The organism is Streptomyces sp. NPDC047081 (assembly GCF_040643775.1).
GTDB lineage: Bacteria > Actinomycetota > Actinomycetes > Streptomycetales > Streptomycetaceae > Streptomyces.
On sequence record NZ_JBEYUY010000007.1, the window covers coordinates 238,546 to 255,810 of the forward strand.

The 17,265-nt window shown below is 71.5% G+C and carries 20 protein-coding genes, 1 tRNA gene and 1 pseudogene; 12 read left to right on the forward strand and 10 right to left on the reverse strand.

The genetic code is table 11. From position 1 onward, the window contains the following. Positions 1-156: an NAD(P)-binding domain-containing protein gene (locus ABZ848_RS16210; RefSeq protein WP_360831568.1), complete on the forward strand. Its 156-nt coding sequence runs from the start codon at positions 1-3 to the stop codon at positions 154-156. On the opposite strand, the gene ABZ848_RS16215 is transcribed toward ABZ848_RS16210, so the two are convergent. From ABZ848_RS16215 to ABZ848_RS16235, 5 genes and pseudogenes are all read right to left on the reverse strand, one after another. Beyond that, complete coding sequence (locus ABZ848_RS16215) at positions 157-957, reverse strand: SAM-dependent methyltransferase (RefSeq protein WP_360831571.1); 801 nt, start codon at positions 955-957, stop codon at positions 157-159. A 54-nt stretch (positions 958-1,011) separates the two neighbouring features. Next, positions 1,012-1,703, reverse strand: a pseudogene (locus ABZ848_RS16220) (endonuclease). Positions 1,704-1,720: 17 nt separating this feature from the next. After that, positions 1,721-2,053 carry a DUF3140 domain-containing protein gene (locus ABZ848_RS16225; protein ID WP_360831574.1) on the reverse strand — a complete coding sequence of 111 codons (333 nt, stop codon included), beginning with the start codon at positions 2,051-2,053 and terminating at the stop codon, positions 1,721-1,723. A gap of 40 nt (positions 2,054-2,093) precedes the next feature. Further along, positions 2,094-2,576 (reverse strand): DNA starvation/stationary phase protection protein, encoded by a 483-nt coding sequence (locus ABZ848_RS16230; RefSeq protein WP_360831577.1) that lies wholly within the window; start codon positions 2,574-2,576, stop codon positions 2,094-2,096. A gap of 88 nt (positions 2,577-2,664) precedes the next feature. Further along, on the reverse strand, positions 2,665-3,474 hold the full coding sequence (locus ABZ848_RS16235) for a lysophospholipase (RefSeq protein ID WP_360831580.1): 810 nt from the start codon (positions 3,472-3,474) through the stop codon (positions 2,665-2,667). 292 nt (positions 3,475-3,766) lie between these two features. Between ABZ848_RS16235 and ABZ848_RS16240 the strand changes: the two genes are divergently transcribed. From ABZ848_RS16240 to ykgO, 4 genes are all read left to right on the forward strand, one after another. Next, a complete protein-coding gene (locus ABZ848_RS16240) occupies positions 3,767-4,540 on the forward strand; it encodes a sulfite exporter TauE/SafE family protein (RefSeq protein WP_360831583.1) in 774 nt (257 codons plus the stop codon). A 100-nt stretch (positions 4,541-4,640) separates the two neighbouring features. After that, positions 4,641-4,805, forward strand: coding sequence for a 50S ribosomal protein L33 (gene rpmG, locus ABZ848_RS16245; RefSeq protein WP_242761659.1), 165 nt, complete (start codon positions 4,641-4,643; stop codon positions 4,803-4,805). A gap of 60 nt (positions 4,806-4,865) precedes the next feature. Beyond that, positions 4,866-5,123: a type B 50S ribosomal protein L31 gene (locus ABZ848_RS16250; protein WP_360831587.1), complete on the forward strand. Its 258-nt coding sequence runs from the start codon at positions 4,866-4,868 to the stop codon at positions 5,121-5,123. A 12-nt stretch (positions 5,124-5,135) separates the two neighbouring features. Further along, entirely contained in the window at positions 5,136-5,258 is a 123-nt protein-coding gene (gene ykgO / locus ABZ848_RS16255) for a type B 50S ribosomal protein L36 (protein WP_360831590.1), read from the forward strand. A 55-nt stretch (positions 5,259-5,313) separates the two neighbouring features. Here the strand turns inward: ykgO and ABZ848_RS16260 are convergent, their stop codons facing one another. After that, positions 5,314-6,759: a hypothetical protein gene (locus ABZ848_RS16260; protein WP_360831593.1), complete on the reverse strand. Its 1,446-nt coding sequence runs from the start codon at positions 6,757-6,759 to the stop codon at positions 5,314-5,316. Between the two features lie 187 nt (positions 6,760-6,946). On the opposite strand from ABZ848_RS16260, the gene ABZ848_RS16265 reads away from it, so the two are divergent. Together ABZ848_RS16265 and ABZ848_RS16270 are read left to right on the forward strand one after the other, a co-directional pair. Further along, positions 6,947-7,693, forward strand: coding sequence for a cobalt-precorrin-6A reductase (locus ABZ848_RS16265; protein WP_360831596.1), 747 nt, complete (start codon positions 6,947-6,949; stop codon positions 7,691-7,693). Positions 7,694-7,745: 52 nt separating this feature from the next. Continuing rightward, positions 7,746-8,459 carry a histone-like nucleoid-structuring protein Lsr2 gene (locus tag ABZ848_RS16270; protein WP_360831599.1) on the forward strand — a complete coding sequence of 238 codons (714 nt, stop codon included), beginning with the start codon at positions 7,746-7,748 and terminating at the stop codon, positions 8,457-8,459. Between the two features lie 43 nt (positions 8,460-8,502). On the opposite strand, the gene ABZ848_RS16275 is transcribed toward ABZ848_RS16270, so the two are convergent. From ABZ848_RS16275 to ABZ848_RS16285, 3 genes are all read right to left on the reverse strand, one after another. Beyond that, positions 8,503-10,578 carry an MDR family MFS transporter gene (locus ABZ848_RS16275; RefSeq protein WP_360831602.1) on the reverse strand — a complete coding sequence of 692 codons (2,076 nt, stop codon included), beginning with the start codon at positions 10,576-10,578 and terminating at the stop codon, positions 8,503-8,505. Between the two features lie 150 nt (positions 10,579-10,728). After that, positions 10,729-11,511, reverse strand: a complete 783-nt coding sequence (cobF, locus tag ABZ848_RS16280; RefSeq protein WP_360831605.1) for a precorrin-6A synthase (deacetylating) — start codon at positions 11,509-11,511, stop codon at positions 10,729-10,731. Positions 11,512-11,695: 184 nt separating this feature from the next. Beyond that, positions 11,696-12,235, reverse strand: coding sequence for a DUF309 domain-containing protein (locus tag ABZ848_RS16285; protein ID WP_360831955.1), 540 nt, complete (start codon positions 12,233-12,235; stop codon positions 11,696-11,698). 335 nt (positions 12,236-12,570) lie between these two features. On the opposite strand from ABZ848_RS16285, the gene ABZ848_RS16290 reads away from it, so the two are divergent. The 5 genes from ABZ848_RS16290 to ABZ848_RS16310 all read left to right on the forward strand — a co-directional run bounded on the left by ABZ848_RS16290 (position 12,571) and on the right by ABZ848_RS16310 (position 16,486). After that, positions 12,571-12,644, forward strand: a tRNA-Pro gene (locus tag ABZ848_RS16290). Positions 12,645-12,963: 319 nt separating this feature from the next. Beyond that, the gene (locus ABZ848_RS16295; protein WP_360831608.1) at positions 12,964-14,784 is read left to right on the forward strand and encodes a glycoside hydrolase family 15 protein; all 1,821 of its coding nucleotides are present in this window, start codon (positions 12,964-12,966) and stop codon (positions 14,782-14,784) included. Then, on the forward strand, positions 14,781-15,317 hold the full coding sequence (locus ABZ848_RS16300) for a hypothetical protein (protein WP_360831611.1): 537 nt from the start codon (positions 14,781-14,783) through the stop codon (positions 15,315-15,317). The genes ABZ848_RS16295 and ABZ848_RS16300 overlap by 4 nt, the downstream gene beginning before the upstream one ends. 19 nt (positions 15,318-15,336) lie before the next feature. Further along, positions 15,337-15,915 (forward strand): DUF308 domain-containing protein, encoded by a 579-nt coding sequence (locus ABZ848_RS16305; protein WP_360831613.1) that lies wholly within the window; start codon positions 15,337-15,339, stop codon positions 15,913-15,915. A gap of 79 nt (positions 15,916-15,994) precedes the next feature. After that, positions 15,995-16,486: an SHOCT domain-containing protein gene (locus tag ABZ848_RS16310; protein WP_360831616.1), complete on the forward strand. Its 492-nt coding sequence runs from the start codon at positions 15,995-15,997 to the stop codon at positions 16,484-16,486. Positions 16,487-16,489: 3 nt separating this feature from the next. Here the strand turns inward: ABZ848_RS16310 and ABZ848_RS16315 are convergent, their stop codons facing one another. Beyond that, entirely contained in the window at positions 16,490-17,221 is a 732-nt protein-coding gene (locus ABZ848_RS16315; RefSeq protein ID WP_360831619.1) for a TetR/AcrR family transcriptional regulator C-terminal domain-containing protein, read from the reverse strand. Positions 17,222-17,265 lie beyond the last annotated feature (44 nt).

Here is a 17,265-nt window from a genome sequence, read left to right on the forward strand (position 1 = left end):
GTGACCGGGAGTCGCGGTGAGCCGTGCGTGTCGGTGATCGGCACCGGCCGGATGGGCGCGGCCATGGCGGCGCGGCTGCGCGAGGCCGGGTTCCCGGTGACCGCGGTGAGCGCGATCGCCGAGTTTCTCCGAGGCCGGGTGACCGGCGGACCGTAGTCAGCCCTTCACGCCGACGCCCCCGTACAGTGCCACCGGCTCCTCGCCGACCCCACCGACCTCCGGCCGCCAGTCCACCACGCACACGATCCCCGGCTCCACCAGCTCAAGTCCCTTGAAGAACCTGCCCATTTCGGTGTGTGAGCGGGCCACGAGGGTCACCCCGCCCGCCGTGTACGCCTCGATGCTGCGCCGTACGTTCTCCGGCTCGAAGTCGGCGGTCATCGCCGAGAGGACCAGACAGCTGCCCGGCGCGAGCGCGTCGACGAGGGTGTCCACCAGGTCGTGGGCACCGTCCTCGTCCGCGACGAAGTGCAGCAGGGCGATCAGCGAGAGGGCGACGGGTCGGCCGAAGTCCAGTACGCGGCCGGCCTGTTCGAGGATCGAGCTGGGCTCGCGGGCGTCGGCCTGCACGTACTCCGTGACGCCCTCCGGGGTGCCGCGCAGCAGCGCGCCCGCGTGGGCGAGCACGATCGGGTCGTTGTCGACGTAGACCACCCGCGCGCCGGGCACGATGCCCTGCGCGACCTGGTGGAGGTTGGGCTCGGTGGGGATGCCGGTGCCTATGTCGAGGAACTGGCGGACGCCCGACTCCTCGGCCAGCAGACGCGTGGCCCGCCGCATGAAGCCGCGGTTGGCGCGCGCGGCCCGCGCTGCGGCGGGCTCGATGGCCATGATCTGCCGGCCGAGCTGCTCGTCGACCGGATAGTTGTCCCTGCCCCCGAGGAACCAGTCGTAGACGCGGGCCGGGTGCGGTCTGCTGGTGTCGATCCGCGGCACGCCCGGCTCGGTCGAGGTCACGTGCTGCTCCTCCGCTCGGCGCGCCCGATGTGACGCCCGAGCAGTCTGGCACGGTCACGCGGCCCGGCGCAGACTGTCTTCGGCCACCTCCTTGTCCAGCGCCGCCCGCACCAACGCGGCGGCCAGCACGGCCGGTTGGGCGTCCCCGGCCAGCTTCACCAGCCGGTCAGGGTCCTTCGGCAGCCCCAGCCGTGCGGCCCCGTCGAGCGCCTTGCCGTCCAGACAGGGGGCCACTTCCGGCCATACGCGCTGGGCCTCGCGCAGGAAGATGTCGGCACCGGCGGGGCCGATCCCCGGCACCTCCTGCAGCAGCCGGCGCAGTTCACCGACATCCCCGTCGGCCTCTTCGCGCATCCGGCGCAGATCACCGCCCCACCGCTCGCTCAACAGCTCGGCTCCGTCGCCGAGCGGAGCGGAGCGAAGTCGGAGCCGGAGCGAATGGGGGTACCGCCCGTGCCCGAAGGGCTACGGGGGAGGGTGGCGGTGCGCTCGTCGTAGCGCCGGTAGCCGCCCCGCCCGAGCGCGTCCACCCGCTCCTGCCAACTGGCCTGAGCCATCCGGCGCGGATCCCGCAGCCCGGACCGGTGCAGCTCGCGGGCCGTGTCGACGGCGATGGACCCGCGGATGCGGGCGCTGAGCAGCAGGGCGAGCACCAGCAGCCGGTACAGCGGCTGCGGGGTGTCCCTGAGCGTGATGCCCGCGTCCTCGGCGAAGGTCCGCCCGTGCGCGCCGATCAGCTCCCGCATCACACGCCTGTCGTCGGTCACGGCTTCAGCGGGTCGTGGCCGACCGTCATCAGCCGGTGCCGGCGGCGGGTCTCCTCCGCCTCCGGCTCGTTCTCCACGTCCGTCTGCGCCGTCACCTCGTCCACCACCTCGTACATCACCTGGATGTCGTCCTCGGTGAGGTCGGTGCGGCGCTTCTGCAGGATCGCCAGGACGTGCTGCCCGGTCGGCGTGCCGGCGTGTTCCGGCAGCGGTTCCGTGGTCTCGTCGGCGTCGCTGACCCGCAGCCAGGCGGCCAGCTCCTGCGAGGTCATGTTCACCACGCGGTGGAAGTCCTCCCACAGCGCGTCGAGTTCGAGGGCGTCGGTCATCGCGTCCCCCTCTCCGTGCGTAAGGTGCCGGTGGTGTCGGTCAGTTGTCGCGCGGCCAGTTCTCCGCGTCGAACATCCACCGCTCCTTCTCCAGCTCGGCGGTGAGCGAGATCAGCAGGTCCTGGGTGACCGGATCCGGCTCGTCGGTCGCGGCGATCCGCTCCCGCAGCCGCCCGATCGCCGCCTCCAGCGCCTCCACCATCAGCTGTACGACCTCGGTGTCCCGCAGCCAGCCGTCCTTCGGGCCCGGCAGCGTGTACCCGGCGGCGATGGTCTCGGGCCGGCCGTCCGGCGGCAGACCCAGCGCCGCGGAACGCTCCGCCACCGTGTCGGCGTACGAGCGTGCCGTGGCCACCACCTCGTCGAGCTGCAGATGGATCGAGCGGAAGCGCGGGCCCACGATGTTCCAGTGCGCCTGCTTGGCGATCAGCGACAGCCCGAGAAGATCCACGAGAGTGCTCTGCAGAGCCTCCCCGGCGACCTTGCGGGCCGGCTCGGGAAGCGTGCTCTTCACCACGGTCATGAGGTGCTTCTCCTTTCGTCCGTGCCGGCGCGGGTGCCCAGGGCGAAAGGAGGGCAAACGTGGTGGCCTGCCGGTTCGCGGCGCAGTCTCAGTTCCTGAGCCGGTCGTCCAGGAAGCGGACGAGGTGCGCGAAGACCTCGGCCTTGTTGGTCTCGTGGAACACCTCGTGCCGGGCACCGGAGTAGATCCGCTCGGTGAGCCAACGGCCCCTGAGCTGCTCGATGCCGACCCGGCTGCCGGCGAGCGGGACCAGCCGGTCGTCGTCCCCGTGCAGCCACAGCAGCGGCAGCGGCCCGATGTCACCGCCCTTGGCCACCGTCTCCAGGGTGCGCGCGAACGCCTCGACCGTCGGCCGCTTCATCGGCCCGTGCCAGACCAGCGGATCCGCCGCGTACGCCGCCCCGACCGCTGGATCCCGGGACAGCGAGGCCGGACTGATCGGCGTGTCCGGGATCTCGTCCAGCGCGAGCAGCCGCCCCGGCAGCTCCCAGGCCCCGATCACCGGCCCGGACAGCACCAGCGCGGCGAGCTCACCGCCGTACCGCTGGGCGTACCGCGCGGCGATCAGGCCCCCCATGGAGTGCCCGACGAGGACGACGGGCAGTCCCGGATGCGCGGCCCGTGCCAGCTCGGCCACGGCACGCACATCGCCGACGACCTCCTCGAAGTCCTCGATCAGCACCCGTTCGCCGTCGGACTTCCCGTGCCCCATGTGATCGGGCCCGAAGACGGCCGCGCCGTGCTCCGCCAGGACGCCGGCGACCTCGTCGTACCGGCGGACGTGTTCGCCGTAACCGTGCACGACAAGGGCCACGTACCGGGGCCGCCGCGACGGCCACTCGCGTACGACGACCGAGCCGCGGCTTCCCGTGAGTACGTGCTCGCGGACGTCCGGCATTGCTCCTCCAGCTGCGTCGGTGGAAGGTCTCCGAAGATCTTCCCAGTGGCCGGGGCCGGGGTCCACAGTCGAAAACTAGCACTGCTAACAACCGCCTGTGCACCTCCGGCCTCGAAGCGGTGACGACGACGGACTCCTCCCGGTGCAACTCCCGGACGGAGTCGTGGTGTCGGCCGACGAGCGCATCCGCGAGGACACGTCGTACCCCGACGTGATGGGCATCGACGCCGGGTGCCAACCAGCGAGACGGTACTTACACACCCGGTTGCCTGCACATAGCATCGGTCCCCGCATGGACACGATGACGCTCTGGCACATAACCGGCTGGGAATTCGCCGCCCTCGCCTTCGCGGCCCTCCTCGTCGGCTTCTCCAAGACCGCCGTGAGCGGGGCCAACACGGTGAGCCTCGCCATCTTCGCGGCGGTCCTGCCCGCCCGCGCCTCCACCGGCGTCCTCCTGCCGGTCCTGATCGCCGGCGACATCCTCGCCGTCCTCACCTACCGCCGCCACGCCCACTGGCCCACCCTGTGGCGGCTGTTCCCGGCGGTCGCGGCCGGTGTGGTCGTCGGCACCCTGTTCCTGGTGTGGGCGGACGACGCGGTCGTACGGACGTCGATCGGAGCGATCCTGCTGCTGATGGCGGGGGTGACGGTATGGCGTCGGCGCAAGGCGGACGCCGACGACGAACCGGACTCGGTCGCCACCCGCTCCGGCCGCATCAAGGCCCGCTCGTACGGCGTCCTCGGCGGCTTCACGACCATGGTGGCGAACGCCGGCGGCCCGGTGATGTCGATGTACCTCCTGTCCGCCGGCTTCCGCAAGCTCGGCTTCCTGGGCACCTCGGCCTTCTTCTTCCTGATCGTGAACGTGTCGAAGGTGCCGTTCAGTGCGGGCCTCGGCCTCATCGACGGCCGTTCCCTGCTCCTCGACGCCGCCCTCGCGGTGTTCGTCGTACCCGGCGCGTTCTTCGGCAAATGGGCTGTGAACCGAATCAACCAGCGACTCTTCGAACAGCTCGTGATCGCGGCGACGATCGTCGGCGGCCTCCAACTGCTGCTCCGCTGAGACCGTTGGCCGGGAATGAACCGCGGGGACCCTGTGTTGAACCGGCTGTGATTGGCATGCCCGGATCAAGATTCCGCGGCATGGGCGAAGGGAGGACCCGATGGCACGCAGCAAGGCGCGCCCCGTCGTCACACTGAGGTCGACCGCCGGAACCGGCGTCACCTACGTGACCCGCAAGAACCGCCAGAACCACCCCGACCGGCTGGTCCTGCGCAAGTACGACCCGGTGGCCGCGGCCCACGTCGAGTTCCGCGAGACCCGCTGAACATCGCCGTACCGCACAGCCTCGTACCGATTCGCCTCGCCTCCCGAGGAGGGAAACCCCGTGAAGCCCCGCATCCATCCCGAGACCCGGCTCGTCGTCTTCCGTGACCGTGCCGCCGACGCCGCGTTCCTGACCCGCTCCACCGCCGACTCGTCGAAGACGATCGAGTGGGAGGACGGCCGCACGTACCCCGTGATCGACGTCGAGATCTCCTCGGCGTCCCACCCCTTCTACACCGGCAACTCGCGGGTCGTGGACACCGCGGGCCGCGTGGAGCGCTTCGAGCGCCGCTACGGCCGCGCCGGCGCGCGTGACTAGGAGAGCAGAACCATGAAGGTGCGCAAGTCCCTGCGCTCACTGAAGTCCAGGCCCGGCGCCCAGGTGGTGCGCAGACGGGGCGTGGTCTACGTGATCAACAAGAAGGACCCCCGCTTCAAGGCCCGCCAGGGCTGACGGGAGTACGGGTACAGGGCGGCCCCCCAGCCATGGGGGGCCGCCCGTGTCCGTGTCAGGGCGCGATCCCGACCCCGTCGATCCTGCTCCACTCCTTCTCCCACGCCGCCGACACGACCGGCCAGCGCAGCCCACCCGGCCGCGACCGGACCCGGGAGGCGTAGGCGGACGGGTGGAAGCCGGTGTCGTAGAAACAGCCCGTGCCGTACGACCGGTCGAAGCCGGCGCACGACTCCGCGACCGAGCCCGGAGTCGGCCTCTTCCCGCTCCGCACCCAAGTGGCCAGCGCCGCAAGGGAGTTGGCGTACTCAGCGTCGCTGAGCTCGCTGTGCTCGGCCTCCCGGGTGAACGTCTGCACCAAGTACCGCTCCCGGTGGGCCCCTTGAAGCGTCGCCCGGTAGGCGGCCTCGTGCTCCACGAACGCCGTCGGGTCGTCGATCGCGTGCAGCGTGAGCACCGGGATCGAAACCTTGCCGGTGAGATCACTGTCGTACGACAGATCGCGTACGGCGGTCGGGTCGGCGCCGAAGCGTTCGACACCGGCGTTGAGCGCGGCGTCGTCGTGCGAGCCGGTGTACCGAACTCCCTGGTTGGAGAAGGGATTTCGCCCGCCCAGCCGGTCGCGCACGATGTCGCGGAAGGTGAAGGTCGCGAACCGCAGATGCGACTCCAGGGTGCGTTCGGGGATGCCGGTGACGGCGAGGATGTCGTCGAGGTTGCGCTGCTGCGCCGCGGTCCGCTCCTGCGGCGGTGAGGCGTACCCGGTGCACTCCTGGAGCCGGGCGCGCAACCCGGCGGCCGTCATCGTCGAGTCGGCCCGCAGCCCCTGCCACAGCGGATACTGCGGCTCGGTCGGACGCGGATGGTTGCGGCAGTAGTACTGGTACACGACCCGCAGATCCACGCGGTAGTCGTACCCCCGCGACCCGCCCGCGAGCACCCCGCTGGTGAGCAACGCGCCGTCGTACGGCCCGTGTTGGCGGCCGTACGTCTCCACGACCTTGGCGGCGACGTCCCCGCCCCACGACTGCCCGTGCACATAGGTCCGCCGCGGTTTCCCGAACTCCCCGACGAACAACCGGCGTACGTTCTCGGTGTCCTCGGCCGCCATCCGGGTGCCGTAACCGCCGCGCCGGTACGACGATCCCGCCCAGGCGTACCCCTCGGCCACCATCACCGACCAGCGCGCCAGGTCGTCGAGGCTGCGCTGCGGATCCGAACCGGCGCCGAGGTCGGGGCCGCCGTGGGCGTGCACGACGAGGGAGCCGTTCCATGTCTTCGGGACGGCGATGGCGTAGTAGGCGCCGTTGGCGTCCTTGCCGGTGTAGCAGGTGGCCTTCGTGGCGAGTCCGGCCGGGCAGTCGACGGCGGTCGGCGGCGGTTCGGCCGCCTGGGCCGGAGGGGCGGCGGTGAGCGTGGCGACCACCGTGGCCAGCGCGGCGATCACCCCCGTACGGCGGCTTGTTCTGCGGATCCGTGCACGCGTTCCCGACCTGTCCAAGACGCTGCTCCTCGTCCTCGTCGACGCTCCGTCGCGCCGTCGGCGGCGATGCTAGGAACGGACTGTGAGCCGGGACCATGGTCTTGATCGTTGTGTTCATACTGTTCGCCCGGGTCGGGAGCCGAGCGGGGGCGCTGCGCCGGGGCTGGGCGTCGGGCCGCCCCGCCGCACCTCGTAGGCTCCTCGCATGCCCCAGCACGTCCTGATCCTCGGCGGCACCACCGAGGCCCGCGAACTGGCCGCCGCCCTCGCGGCCCACCCGGACGTGCGCGTCACCACCTCCCTCGCCGGGCGGGTGTCCCGGCCGGGCGCGCTGGCGGGCGAGGTCCGGGTCGGCGGCTTCGGCGGGGCGGAGGGGCTGGCGGACTGGTTGCGCGCGGAACGGGTGGACGCGCTGGTCGACGCCACCCATCCCTTCGCCGAGGCGATCACGGGGAACGCGGCGCGGGCCGCGGCGGCAACCGGCGTCCCCGCGGTCGTACTGCGCCGCCCGGGTTGGCAGCCCGGCCCCGAGGACCGCTGGCACATGGTCGCGTCCTTGCCCGCAGCGGCCGACGCGCTCGCCCGCTTCGGCCCCCGCGTGTTCCTGACCACGGGCCGCCTGGGCCTGTCGGCCTTCGCCCATCTCACGGACCGCCATTTCGTCGTACGTTCCGTGGAACCCCCCGAGCCACCGATGCCCCCGCACACCGAAGTGCTGCTCGGGCGCGGCCCGTTCACGGTCGACGACGAGACGGCGCTCCTGCGCGAATACCTGGTCGACGTCGTCGTGACGAAGGACAGCGGAGGAACGGCCACGGCGGCGAAGCTCACGGCCGCGCGCGGGCTGGGCGTGCCGGTCGTGGTCGTACGCCGGCCGCCGTTGCCGGAGGGCACGCAGGTCGTGTCGGACGTGGCCGGGGCCTTGCGGTGGCTTGGGCTGGGTCGTCCGTGACCGCGGTCGTCCAGGGGGAAACCCGTATCTCTTGCCGGAGTGGAGATCACACATGAGCGGAAATCCGATGCACGAGGCGGGAGACGTGCGAGAGGCGTGGGGTCGGGTGACCGCATGGCTTGGACGCAACGACCCCGAAACTCTCGCCGCGCTTGGCGGTCCGGGGAGCGATGCGGCCATCCGGGAGGCCGAACTGCGCACGGGGCTGGAGCTGCCGGGGGAGCTGCGACAGTGGCTGCTGGTGAACGACATCGATGCCGGCACGCAGCCCGACGGTCGGTCCAGTCTGGTGGCACTGGGGTGCGAGCTGGACATCCCCGGCGGTCATCTCCTGCTCGGGCTGACGGACATTCAGCGGGTCTACCTCAGCCGGATGGGCCTGGAGGAGATGGAACCGTCCCCGGACCCGGACCACCCGTTCTGGCGTCGTGAGTGGGTGCCCATCGCCGCGGAGCGCGACGGTCTCTACGGGACGTTCCTGGACACGCGCAACGGAACCATCGGATTCTGGGCCGAGGCGCGGGACCCCGAGGAGGGCGCATACGCCTCGCTGTTCGCCTTCTTCCAGGAGACGGCGGACCGGCTGGAAGGGGTGTCCTCGGGAGAGTGGGGAGGCCCCGGCCGACCTGCCGAACCGCGTGAACCCGTTCCCCGATCGGAAGACGAGCCGATACGCCTCTGGGCGCGCGCCAACGGCTATCGCTTGAACGATCGTGGCCGTATCCCTGCGCCCATCCGCGAGGCCTACGAGATGTCACAGAGATGAGCACCGTTTCGAGACGGGGGCCGAGCCACCTTCAAAACCGGGCCTAGTGGGCGCCCGCCAGTTCCGGCTGTTGGCGTTCCGCGAGGCCGTTGTTCAGGTCCTCGACCAGTAGCCGCTTCGCGATCGTGTCCACCGCGGCGCGCAGGTCGGTGCCCGACGGGCGGCCGATGTCCTGCTGCACCCGTTCCTCCAGCCACTTGCCCCAGGCCTCGCCGATGACGGCGGCCTCACGCTGGCCCGCCTCGGTGTGGGAGAGCAGATAGCCGTCGCGGGTGAGGTAGCCCTCCTCGACCATGCGGTCGAAGACCGGGAGCAGCACCTCGGGCGGCATGTGCCGGCGTGCGGCGATCAGTCCGAGGCTCGCGTGGCCGACCATCCGCGTGAACAGCTCGACCTGCATCACGGCCCAGGCACCGGCGATGTCGAGGCGGGTGTCGGACTCCGCCATGATCCGGCGCGCGGTGTCCAGGTCGGTACTGCCGATGATCTTCCCCACGGCCGTTTCGAGCAGCCGCTGCGAGTCCGCGCCGTGCGGTGAGGCGAAGCCCTCGCCCATGTCGGTGGAGCCCTTGCGGGCGCTGTCGCGCAGCTCGACCTGCTTGAGGAAGAGGGAGACCAGGAAGCCGATGGCCGCGACCGGCACCGTCCACAGGAAGACGGTCTGGATGGTGTCGGCGTAGGCGTCGATGATCGGCGCGGCGGCCGCGGACGGCAGCTTGTGCAGCCCTTCCGGACTGGTCGCGGCCTTCGCGATCACGGCGGGGGACGCGGCGCCGGTCTTCGCGGCGGCGGCGATGCCGTCGGTGAGGTTCGGCTTCAGGGAGTTGGTGTAGATCGTCCCGAACACGGCCGTACCGAACGAACTTCCCAGCGTACGGAAGAAGGTGACGCCGGAGGTCGCGGTGCCGAGGTCGGCGTAGTCGACGGTGTTCTGCACGGCGATCGTCAGCACCTGCATGCACAGGCCGATCCCGGTACCGAGCACGAACATGTACAGCGACTCCAGCCAGGCCCCGGTACCCGGCCCCATCAGGGACATCAGATACAGGCCGAGGCCCATCACCAGGGAGCCGACGATCGGGAACACCCGGTACTGGCCGGTCTTGCTGACCACGTTGCCGCTGAAGACCGACGCGATGAGCAGCCCTATCACCATCGGCAGCGTCCGCACACCGGAGACGGTGGCCGAGTCGCCGTCGACGTACTGCAGATAGCTCGGCAGATACGTCATCGCGCCGAGCATCGCGAAGCCGACGATGAAGCTGAGGATCGAGCAGACCGTGAACACCGGATTGCCGAACAGCCGCATGGGCAGCATCGGTTCGCGCGCCCGGGTCTCCACCCAGCAGAACAGCGCGAGCGCGATCGCACCGCCGACGAACAGGCCGATGATGACGCCGGAACCCCACGCGTACTCGTTGCCGCCCCAACTCGTCGCCAGGATCAGCGCGCTCGCGCCGACCGCGACCAGTGCGATGCCCAGATAGTCGATGACGGGCCGGGACGCCGACTTCACGACCGGGATGGTGCGGGCGGCCGCGATGACGACGACGATCGCGATCGGCACGTTGACGTAGAACGCCCAGCGCCAGGACAGATGGTCGGTGAACACCCCACCGAGCAGCGGCCCGATGACCGTCGCCACGCCGAACACCGCGCCGATCGCGCCCTGGTACTTGCCGCGCTCCCGCAGCGGAATCACGTCGGCGATCAACGCCATCGCCGTCACCATCAGCCCGCCGGCGCCGACGCCCTGCATCGCCCGCCAGGCGATCAGCAGCGACATGTTGGTGGCCAGGCCGCACAGGAACGAGCCGGTGATGAACACGATCGCCGACACCTGGAAGACCACCTTGCGGCCGAATAGGTCGCCGAACTTGCCGACCAGCACGGTCGAGACGGTCTCCGCGAGCAGGTACGACGTCACCACCCACGACATGTGCGCGGCACCGCCCAGGTCCGACACGATCGTGGGCAGCGCCGTACCCACGATCGTCTGGTCCAGGGCCGCGAGCAGCATGCCCAGCATGATCGTCACGAAGACGACGTTGCGGCGCCGGGAGTCCAGCACGGGGGGCTGAGCGGCGGCGGACGGCGCGATGTCCTCGGTCACTGTCACGAGGTCACGATCACACCGTCGGCGGAGCGGTGCATGTGGGGCGGTCCGCTCGGGTGGCGTACGCCGAGGGCCGGCCGACGGATGCCCGCGGGCTGTACCGCGGCGGCTCGACGGCTGCCCGAGGGCTGTATGGCGGCTACCGAAGGGGGCTTACCGCTCCCGCTCCTCGGGATGCCTGCGCAGCAGATACGTGTCCATGATCCACCCCTTGCGCTCACGGGCCTCGGCCCGCAGCCGCTCGATCCGCGGGGCGGCCTCGGCGATCGGGCCGGACGCGAGGATCTCGTCCGGGGTGCCTATGTAGGCGCCCCAGTAGATGTCGATGTCCTCGTCGGCGTACTGCCGGAAGGTCTGGTGCGCGTCCAGCATCACGACCACGTCGTCCACCCCCTCCGGGAAGCCCTCGGCGAGCCGGCGCCCAGTGGTGATCTGCACGGGGCGGGCGACTCGGTTCAGCCCTGTCCGGTGCCGGGCGACCAGCGCGGAGACGCTGCTGATGCCGGGCACGACGTCGTACTCGAACTCGACGCCGCCGCGCGCCTGGACCTCGTCGAGGATCCCGATCGTGCTGTCGTAGAGCGCCGGGTCCCCCCACACGAGGAACGCGCCGCTCTCCCCGTCCCCCAACTCCTCCGCGATCAGCCGCTCGTAGATCCCGGCGCGGGCACTGCGCCAGTCCCCGACGGCGGGGGAGTAGTCGGCCCCGCCCGCCTTCCGGTCCCGCTCCGGGTCGGTCGCCTCGACCACCCGGTACGGCTGCCCCTCCGGTATGTGCGCGTCCAGCATGTCCCGGCGCAGCTGCGTGAGATCGCTCTTCACCTCACCCTTCTCAAGGATGAAGAACACGTCCGTACTCCGCAGCGCCCTGACCGCCTGCAACGTGAGCTGCTCGGGGTCGCCCGCACCGATACCGATGACATGAATCTTTCGCACACCCCGAGTCTGCCGCACACCACTGACAACGGGGACACCGCGTCGGGGCTGGTGGTGGGGCTCGCTGTCTCGCGGGTGGTGGTGGGGCGGGGGAGGAGAGCGCTGGGCACGACGCCGAGGCGCAAGGAGGGTGGGTTCAAGAGGGGCGGCCTCGTGGAGCGTCCACCGCCCTCCGAGGTCCCCGTCACCGCCCCCTGAGCCTCGGCGCCCGCGCCCCCGCATCGACAACCCCGCCGTCCCCGCCGCCCCGCTCCACCTCGCCCGCCAGCCCCCGCGCCCAGCCGACGACCCCCGCAAGATCCATCCCGTAAGGCTGCCGTTCCCCCGATTCCGCCGCCCACTGCTCCACGGCCCCGGCCCCCCGCCGCAGCAGCCGCGCACCCCCGGTCACATTCCCCCGGGCGGAGTGCGTCAGCCCCACCGCCAGCTGTGCCAGCCCGCGCCACAGCTCCCGTTCCGCCTCCGGCCCCGACTTCCAGGCGTCCTCGAACACCTCGTGCGCATGGAAGGGCTTCCCGGCATCGAGCAGCTCCTGTGCCTCGGCAACGGTCTGCTCGGGCGTACGTACGACCCCCTCGGGCTGCCGGGAGACCCCCTGCGCGCCGTACGGCAACGGCCGGCCGAGCCCGTCCCGCGGCCGAGCGTTACGCGCCCGCCCCTCGCCGTCCCGGTCCCGCGCGTCGCGTACGAGGTCCTGGTCGCCCCCGTCCCGCGTCCCGCCCACTGGCCCTTCACCGCCCCGATCCTGCACGTCACCCTTTTCGCCCTCGCCGTCCCGCACATTGTGGGCCAGACCCTCCCGGTCACGGCCCCGCGCGCGGCGGCCCGCGAGGCCCTCGTCGTCTCGCCCCGGCACGCCGCCCGCGAGGCGCCCGTGCCGCCCCTGCGCGTCGCGCGCGCCGCCCCCCTCGTCCCCTTCCCCTGCACCCGGCGTTCGTCCTGACGATGTGCTGGCCATGTACCGATTGTCCCGCGCCCCGGCGCCCCGCTTCGGCCGGGCCCCCGACGTGGGGTAAAGTGCTGTCCGCGCGATCACGCGGTTCACCGTGGGCAGCGCACCGGGACGTGGCGCAGCTTGGTAGCGCACTTGACTGGGGGTCAAGGGGTCGCAGGTTCAAATCCTGTCGTCCCGACGGTGCGAAGGGTCTTCGCAGGCGAGAGCCTGTGGGGGCCCTTTCGCGTGGGCCACTCCCGAGCCGCCGAGCCTCGTTCGCAGGAGCTCACCGAGCCTCACGCCGTGCGCCTCAGCCGAGCACCCCGAGCCACGCGCGCCGATCCGCGAGCCCCTGAGCCCCAAGCCTCGACTGCCCAGGCCGAAGCCCCAAGCCGCATGCCCGCGTCTCTCCCCTCCCCGCCCCCCGCCCCGAATTCACCCGCGACGGGCGAAGACGGCACCGGCCGGCCCGCAGATGTTCAGGGGGGCGGGTGTCGGCCCCGAAGGGAGCTCCGATCATGCGACGTTATCCCCCCATCGCGGACCACGGCCTCATCGGCGATCTCCAGACCTCCGCGCTCGTCTCGTCGGACGGCACGGTCGACTGGTTCTGCGCGCCCAGGTTCGACTCGCCAAGCGTGTTCGCCTCGCTCCTCGACCACGACCGCGGCGGTCACTTCACCGTCTCCGCCGACACCGATCGCCCCCCGGTCCAGCTCTACCTCCAGGACACCGCGATCCTGGTGACCCGCTTCCTGGCCACTGAGGGCGTGGGCGAGGTCGTCGACTTCATGCCGGTCGAGCGGCCCGAGCAGGCGGCGGACCGGCACCGGCTCGTCAGGATCCTGCGGGTGACCCGCGGCCGGGTCCGCTTCACGCTCGCCTGCCGCCCCCGCTTCGACTACGGCCGCGCCGCGCACCGCGTCGAGCAGACCGAGGACGCCCTCCACTTCGACGCCCCCGGCGGCCACGCCGTACTCCAGACGAACGGTCCGGTCCGCTGGAACCGGGACGGGGACGACGTGACCGCCGAACTGGTGCTGCGGCAGGGGGAGTTCGCCGCCGTCGTACTGACCGTGGGAGCGGAGCGCATCGGGCCGCTGCCGGCACGCACCCCGGCCGACGTGATGGCCCTGTTCGAGAGCACCCGCGACTACTGGCACGCGTGGAGCCGCCGCAGCCGCTACCGCGGACGTCGGCAGGACATGGTCAACAGGGCGGCCATCACCCTGAAACTGCTCACCTACGCCCCCACCGGCGCACCGGTCGCCGCGCCCACCATGGGCCTGCCCGAGCAGATCGGCGGCGGACGCAACTGGGACTACCGCTACACCTGGGTGCGCGACGGCTCCATGTCGGTGGGCGCGTTGCTGGGGCTCGGCCACGTCGAGGAGGCGTACGCGTTCCGTACGTGGCTCGGTGACCGGATCCGGGCCGGGCGGACCGTCAGCGGCGACCCGTTGCAGATCATGTACCGCATCGACGGCGACCCGGAGCTGCCCGAGGAGGTCCTCGGGCACTTCGAGGGCTACCGCGGCTCGGCCCCCGTGCGGGTGGGCAACGGGGCCGCCGGCCAGCTCCAGCTCGACATCTACGGCGAGGCGGTCCTCGCGCTGTCCCAGGCCGTGGAGGACGCCGGCGAGGTGCCGCCGTACGACGGCTGGCAGGCCCTGTGCGGAGTGCTGGACTGGCTGGTGAAGGCGTGGGACCGGCCCGACGAGGGGATCTGGGAGACCCGCGGCGGCCAGAAGGACTTCACCTACAGCAGGCTGATGTGCTGGGCGGCCTTCGACCGGGGTATCCGGATGGCCCGCGACTTCGCCCGCCCCGGCAACATCGCCGAGTGGCGCGCGGCCCGCGACGACATCCTGCGCCAGGTGATGGAGCGCGGCTGGAGCACCCGCCGCCAGGCCTTCGTCCAGCACTACCAGGACACCACCCTCGACGCCGCCCTGCTCCTCATGCCCTCCGTCGGCTTCATCGCGCCGACCGACCCGCGCTGGCTGTCCACCCTCGCGGCGATGGAGCAGGAACTCGTCTCCGACAGCCTCGTCCACCGCTACGACCCCCAGGCCTCCCCGGACGGCCTGCGCGGCAGCGAGGGCACCTTCTCGCTGTGCAGTTTCCTGTACGTCGACGCGCTCGCGCGGGCGGGCAGGCTCGGGCCGGCCCGGTACGCGTTCGACAAGATGCTCACGTACGCCAACCACGCGGGCCTCTTCGCCGAGGAGATCGGCCCCACGGGAGAGCAGCTCGGCAACTTCCCGCAGGCCTTCACGCACCTGGCGCTGATCACGGCCGCGCTCTCCCTCGACCACCAGATGGACCTGGTCGCTTGAGCACCGGACAGACCCGCCGCGACCTGACCGCGACCCGGACGCGCCGCGCCGAGCGCAGGGCGCACGCCGACTTCACCGGCGGTGTCTACGGCTCGATGCTCGCCGCGTCCGTGGTCGTGGGAGTGGGCGCGGGCGACCTGGAGTCGTTCCCGCGTCTGCGGTTGGTGCTGCTGCTGTTGTGCACCGGGCTGGCGTTCTGGCTCGGGCATGTGCACGCCCAGCTGTTCGGGGCGCGCATGGCCCAGCGCAGCCTGGACCGGAGGGCGGTGCTGGAGGTGTGCCGGGAGGAGTGGCCGATCGTCAAGGCGGCCGTCCCGCCGGCCGCCGCCGTGGCCGTGAGCCCCCTGCTCGGCCTCGACGTCCAGGGCGCCCTCTGGCTGGCCCTCTCCGTCGCGGTGGCGGGCCAGGTCGGCTGGTCGACGGCCGCAGCCCGCAGCGCGGGCGCCTCCTGGCGCCTGGTGACGGTCACCGCGTCGGTGAACCTGCTGCTGGGCCTGCTGATCATCGTCCTGAAGATCTTCCTGACCCACTGACGAGCATGAAGGAGGAGCCATGGCTGAGGAGAAGTCGTTCGACGGCGACCCGTCCCAGGTCCTGGCCGGTCTCGGCGGGTCGTGGCTCTGGCTCCTGGGCTCCGCGCTCGCCACGCTCGTACCCGGTGTCCTGGTCCTGGTCTGGCCGGACGAGACCCTGCACGTGCTGGCCGTCCTCATCGGCCTCTACCTGCTGGTGATCGGCGGCTTCCGTTTCGTGGCGGCTTTCGCCCGCGAGGAACTCGGCGAGCGGCTCACCGGCCTGCTCCTGTCGATCCTCTACGTCCTCGCCGGCGTCCTGTGCCTGCGCAATCCGCTGCAGACCATCTCGGCGCTCTCCCTGATCGTCGGGATCGTCTGGCTGGCGTCCGGCATCCTCACCCTCTACACGGCCGTCGCGGCCAAGGGCCTGCCGCACCGCGGCTTCGTCTTCGGGGTGGCGGTGCTCGCGATCGTCGCGGGCGTGGTGGTCCTGGCGATGCCGGCGGAGTCCGCCCGTGCGCTGACCCGCCTGGTCGGCCTGTGGCTCGTACTGCTCGGGCTGGCCGAGCTGGTCCTCGCCCTCGCGTGGCGGGCCAGGCTCACCCGCTCCGAGTGAGGCCGAGGGCGCCTCGGCGTGGGCACGGTGATTCCGGCAGGAACCGGTGCCGCGCGTGCGGCCTGGACGAGGAGAGGCTGTGAGTGCGCCGATGTACCTCGCGTACGACTATCCGCTGATGAACGTCTTCTGGACCATGCTCTGGTTCTTCCTGTGGGTCATGTGGTTCGTCCTGCTCTTCCGGATCGTCGTCGACGTCTTCCGCGACGACGCCATGAGCGGCTGGGCCAAGGCCGGCTGGCTGGTCTTCGTCCTCGTCCTGCCCTTCCTGGGCGTCTTCGTCTACGTCATCGCGCGCGGCAAGAACATGGGCCGCCGGGAGGCGGCGCAGGCGCGCGGGCAGCAGCAGGCCTTCGACGACTACATCCGCCGCACCGCCCAGAGCACGGAGTCCCATCCCAGCAGCGCCGACGAACTGGCGAAACTCTCCGAGATGCGCACCCGCGGCGACATCACTGACGACGAGTTCCGCAGGGCGAAGGACCTGGTCCTGACGGACTACGGGCCCCCGGGGCCGGGCCACCGCCCGGCTGCCACGGCCGGCTCGGCGACGGAGACGGCCCGGCACTGAGGCCTACCGTGCCGTGAAACGGTCGAGCAGGGCGTCGAGGCCCGCGGCCAGCTCCGCGGGGCCGCCGTGCTCGGCGAGCGCCGGGGCGGCCCTGCGGAGCCTCGGCAGCTCCTGCACCGGCATGCGGTGCAGCCCCAGCCGGAACGCGGGATCGGTCTCCTCGGGGTTGTCCACCATGGCGCGCAGCTCCACGAAGACATAGCCGAGAACCCAGCTGGTGCAGGCCCGGAAGACCGCGACGGCCTGCTCCTCCTCGAACCCGGCCGCTTCGAGCAGCCCCAGGACCCGTTCGTGATCCCGCAGAACGGCCAACGGTCGCCGGGCCAAGGGGACCGCCAGCATGCGGGTCGCCAGCAGCGGCACCGCCTGGGGGTGCGCCAGGGCGACCTGATAGGTGGCCAAGGCGATGCGATGCAGTTCGGCGCGCCACGCGGGGCCGTGGCGACGGCTGTGCGCCTTCCCGTCGCCGGGACCGGCCGCCAAGTGGTCCTCCAGCTCGAGGTAGAGGGCCTCGACCAGGCCGTCCAGGAGGGCGTCCTTGCTCGCCGCGTACCGGTACAGCGCCATCGCCTCCACACCGAGCTCGGTGCCCAGCCGGCGCATGCTGAGTGCCGAGAGCCCCTCCCGGTCGACCAGCTCCAGGGCGCTGGCCAGCACGCGTTCCCGGCTCAGCCGGCCGTAGCGGCCCTGGTCCCCGGCCCGCCTGCCGGGCGCCGGCTTCTTGTCCTTCGCCATGCCATGCCCCTCGGGGATGTGATGCCCGTATACGCAGTAAACAT

Bases quoted from the DNA above. Each gene is read 5' to 3' on its own strand.
- ABZ848_RS16315 (WP_360831619.1), bottom strand. From the start codon at position 17,221: ATGGCGAAGGACAAGAAGCCGGCGCCCGGCAGGCGGGCCGGGGACCAG.
- ABZ848_RS16265 (WP_360831596.1), top strand. From the start codon at position 6,947: ATGCCCCAGCACGTCCTGATCCTCGGCGGCACCACCGAGGCCCGCGAA.
- ABZ848_RS16305 (WP_360831613.1), top strand. From the start codon at position 15,337: ATGGCTGAGGAGAAGTCGTTCGACGGCGACCCGTCCCAGGTCCTGGCC.
- ykgO (WP_360831590.1), top strand. From the start codon at position 5,136: ATGAAGGTGCGCAAGTCCCTGCGCTCACTGAAGTCCAGGCCCGGCGCC.
- ABZ848_RS16235 (WP_360831580.1), bottom strand. From the start codon at position 3,474: ATGCCGGACGTCCGCGAGCACGTACTCACGGGAAGCCGCGGCTCGGTC.
- ABZ848_RS16230 (WP_360831577.1), bottom strand. From the start codon at position 2,576: ATGACCGTGGTGAAGAGCACGCTTCCCGAGCCGGCCCGCAAGGTCGCC.
- ABZ848_RS16295 (WP_360831608.1), top strand. From the start codon at position 12,964: ATGCGACGTTATCCCCCCATCGCGGACCACGGCCTCATCGGCGATCTC.
- ABZ848_RS16225 (WP_360831574.1), bottom strand. From the start codon at position 2,053: ATGACCGACGCCCTCGAACTCGACGCGCTGTGGGAGGACTTCCACCGC.
- rpmG (WP_242761659.1), top strand. From the start codon at position 4,641: ATGGCACGCAGCAAGGCGCGCCCCGTCGTCACACTGAGGTCGACCGCC.
- ABZ848_RS16270 (WP_360831599.1), top strand. From the start codon at position 7,746: ATGAGCGGAAATCCGATGCACGAGGCGGGAGACGTGCGAGAGGCGTGG.
- ABZ848_RS16240 (WP_360831583.1), top strand. From the start codon at position 3,767: ATGGACACGATGACGCTCTGGCACATAACCGGCTGGGAATTCGCCGCC.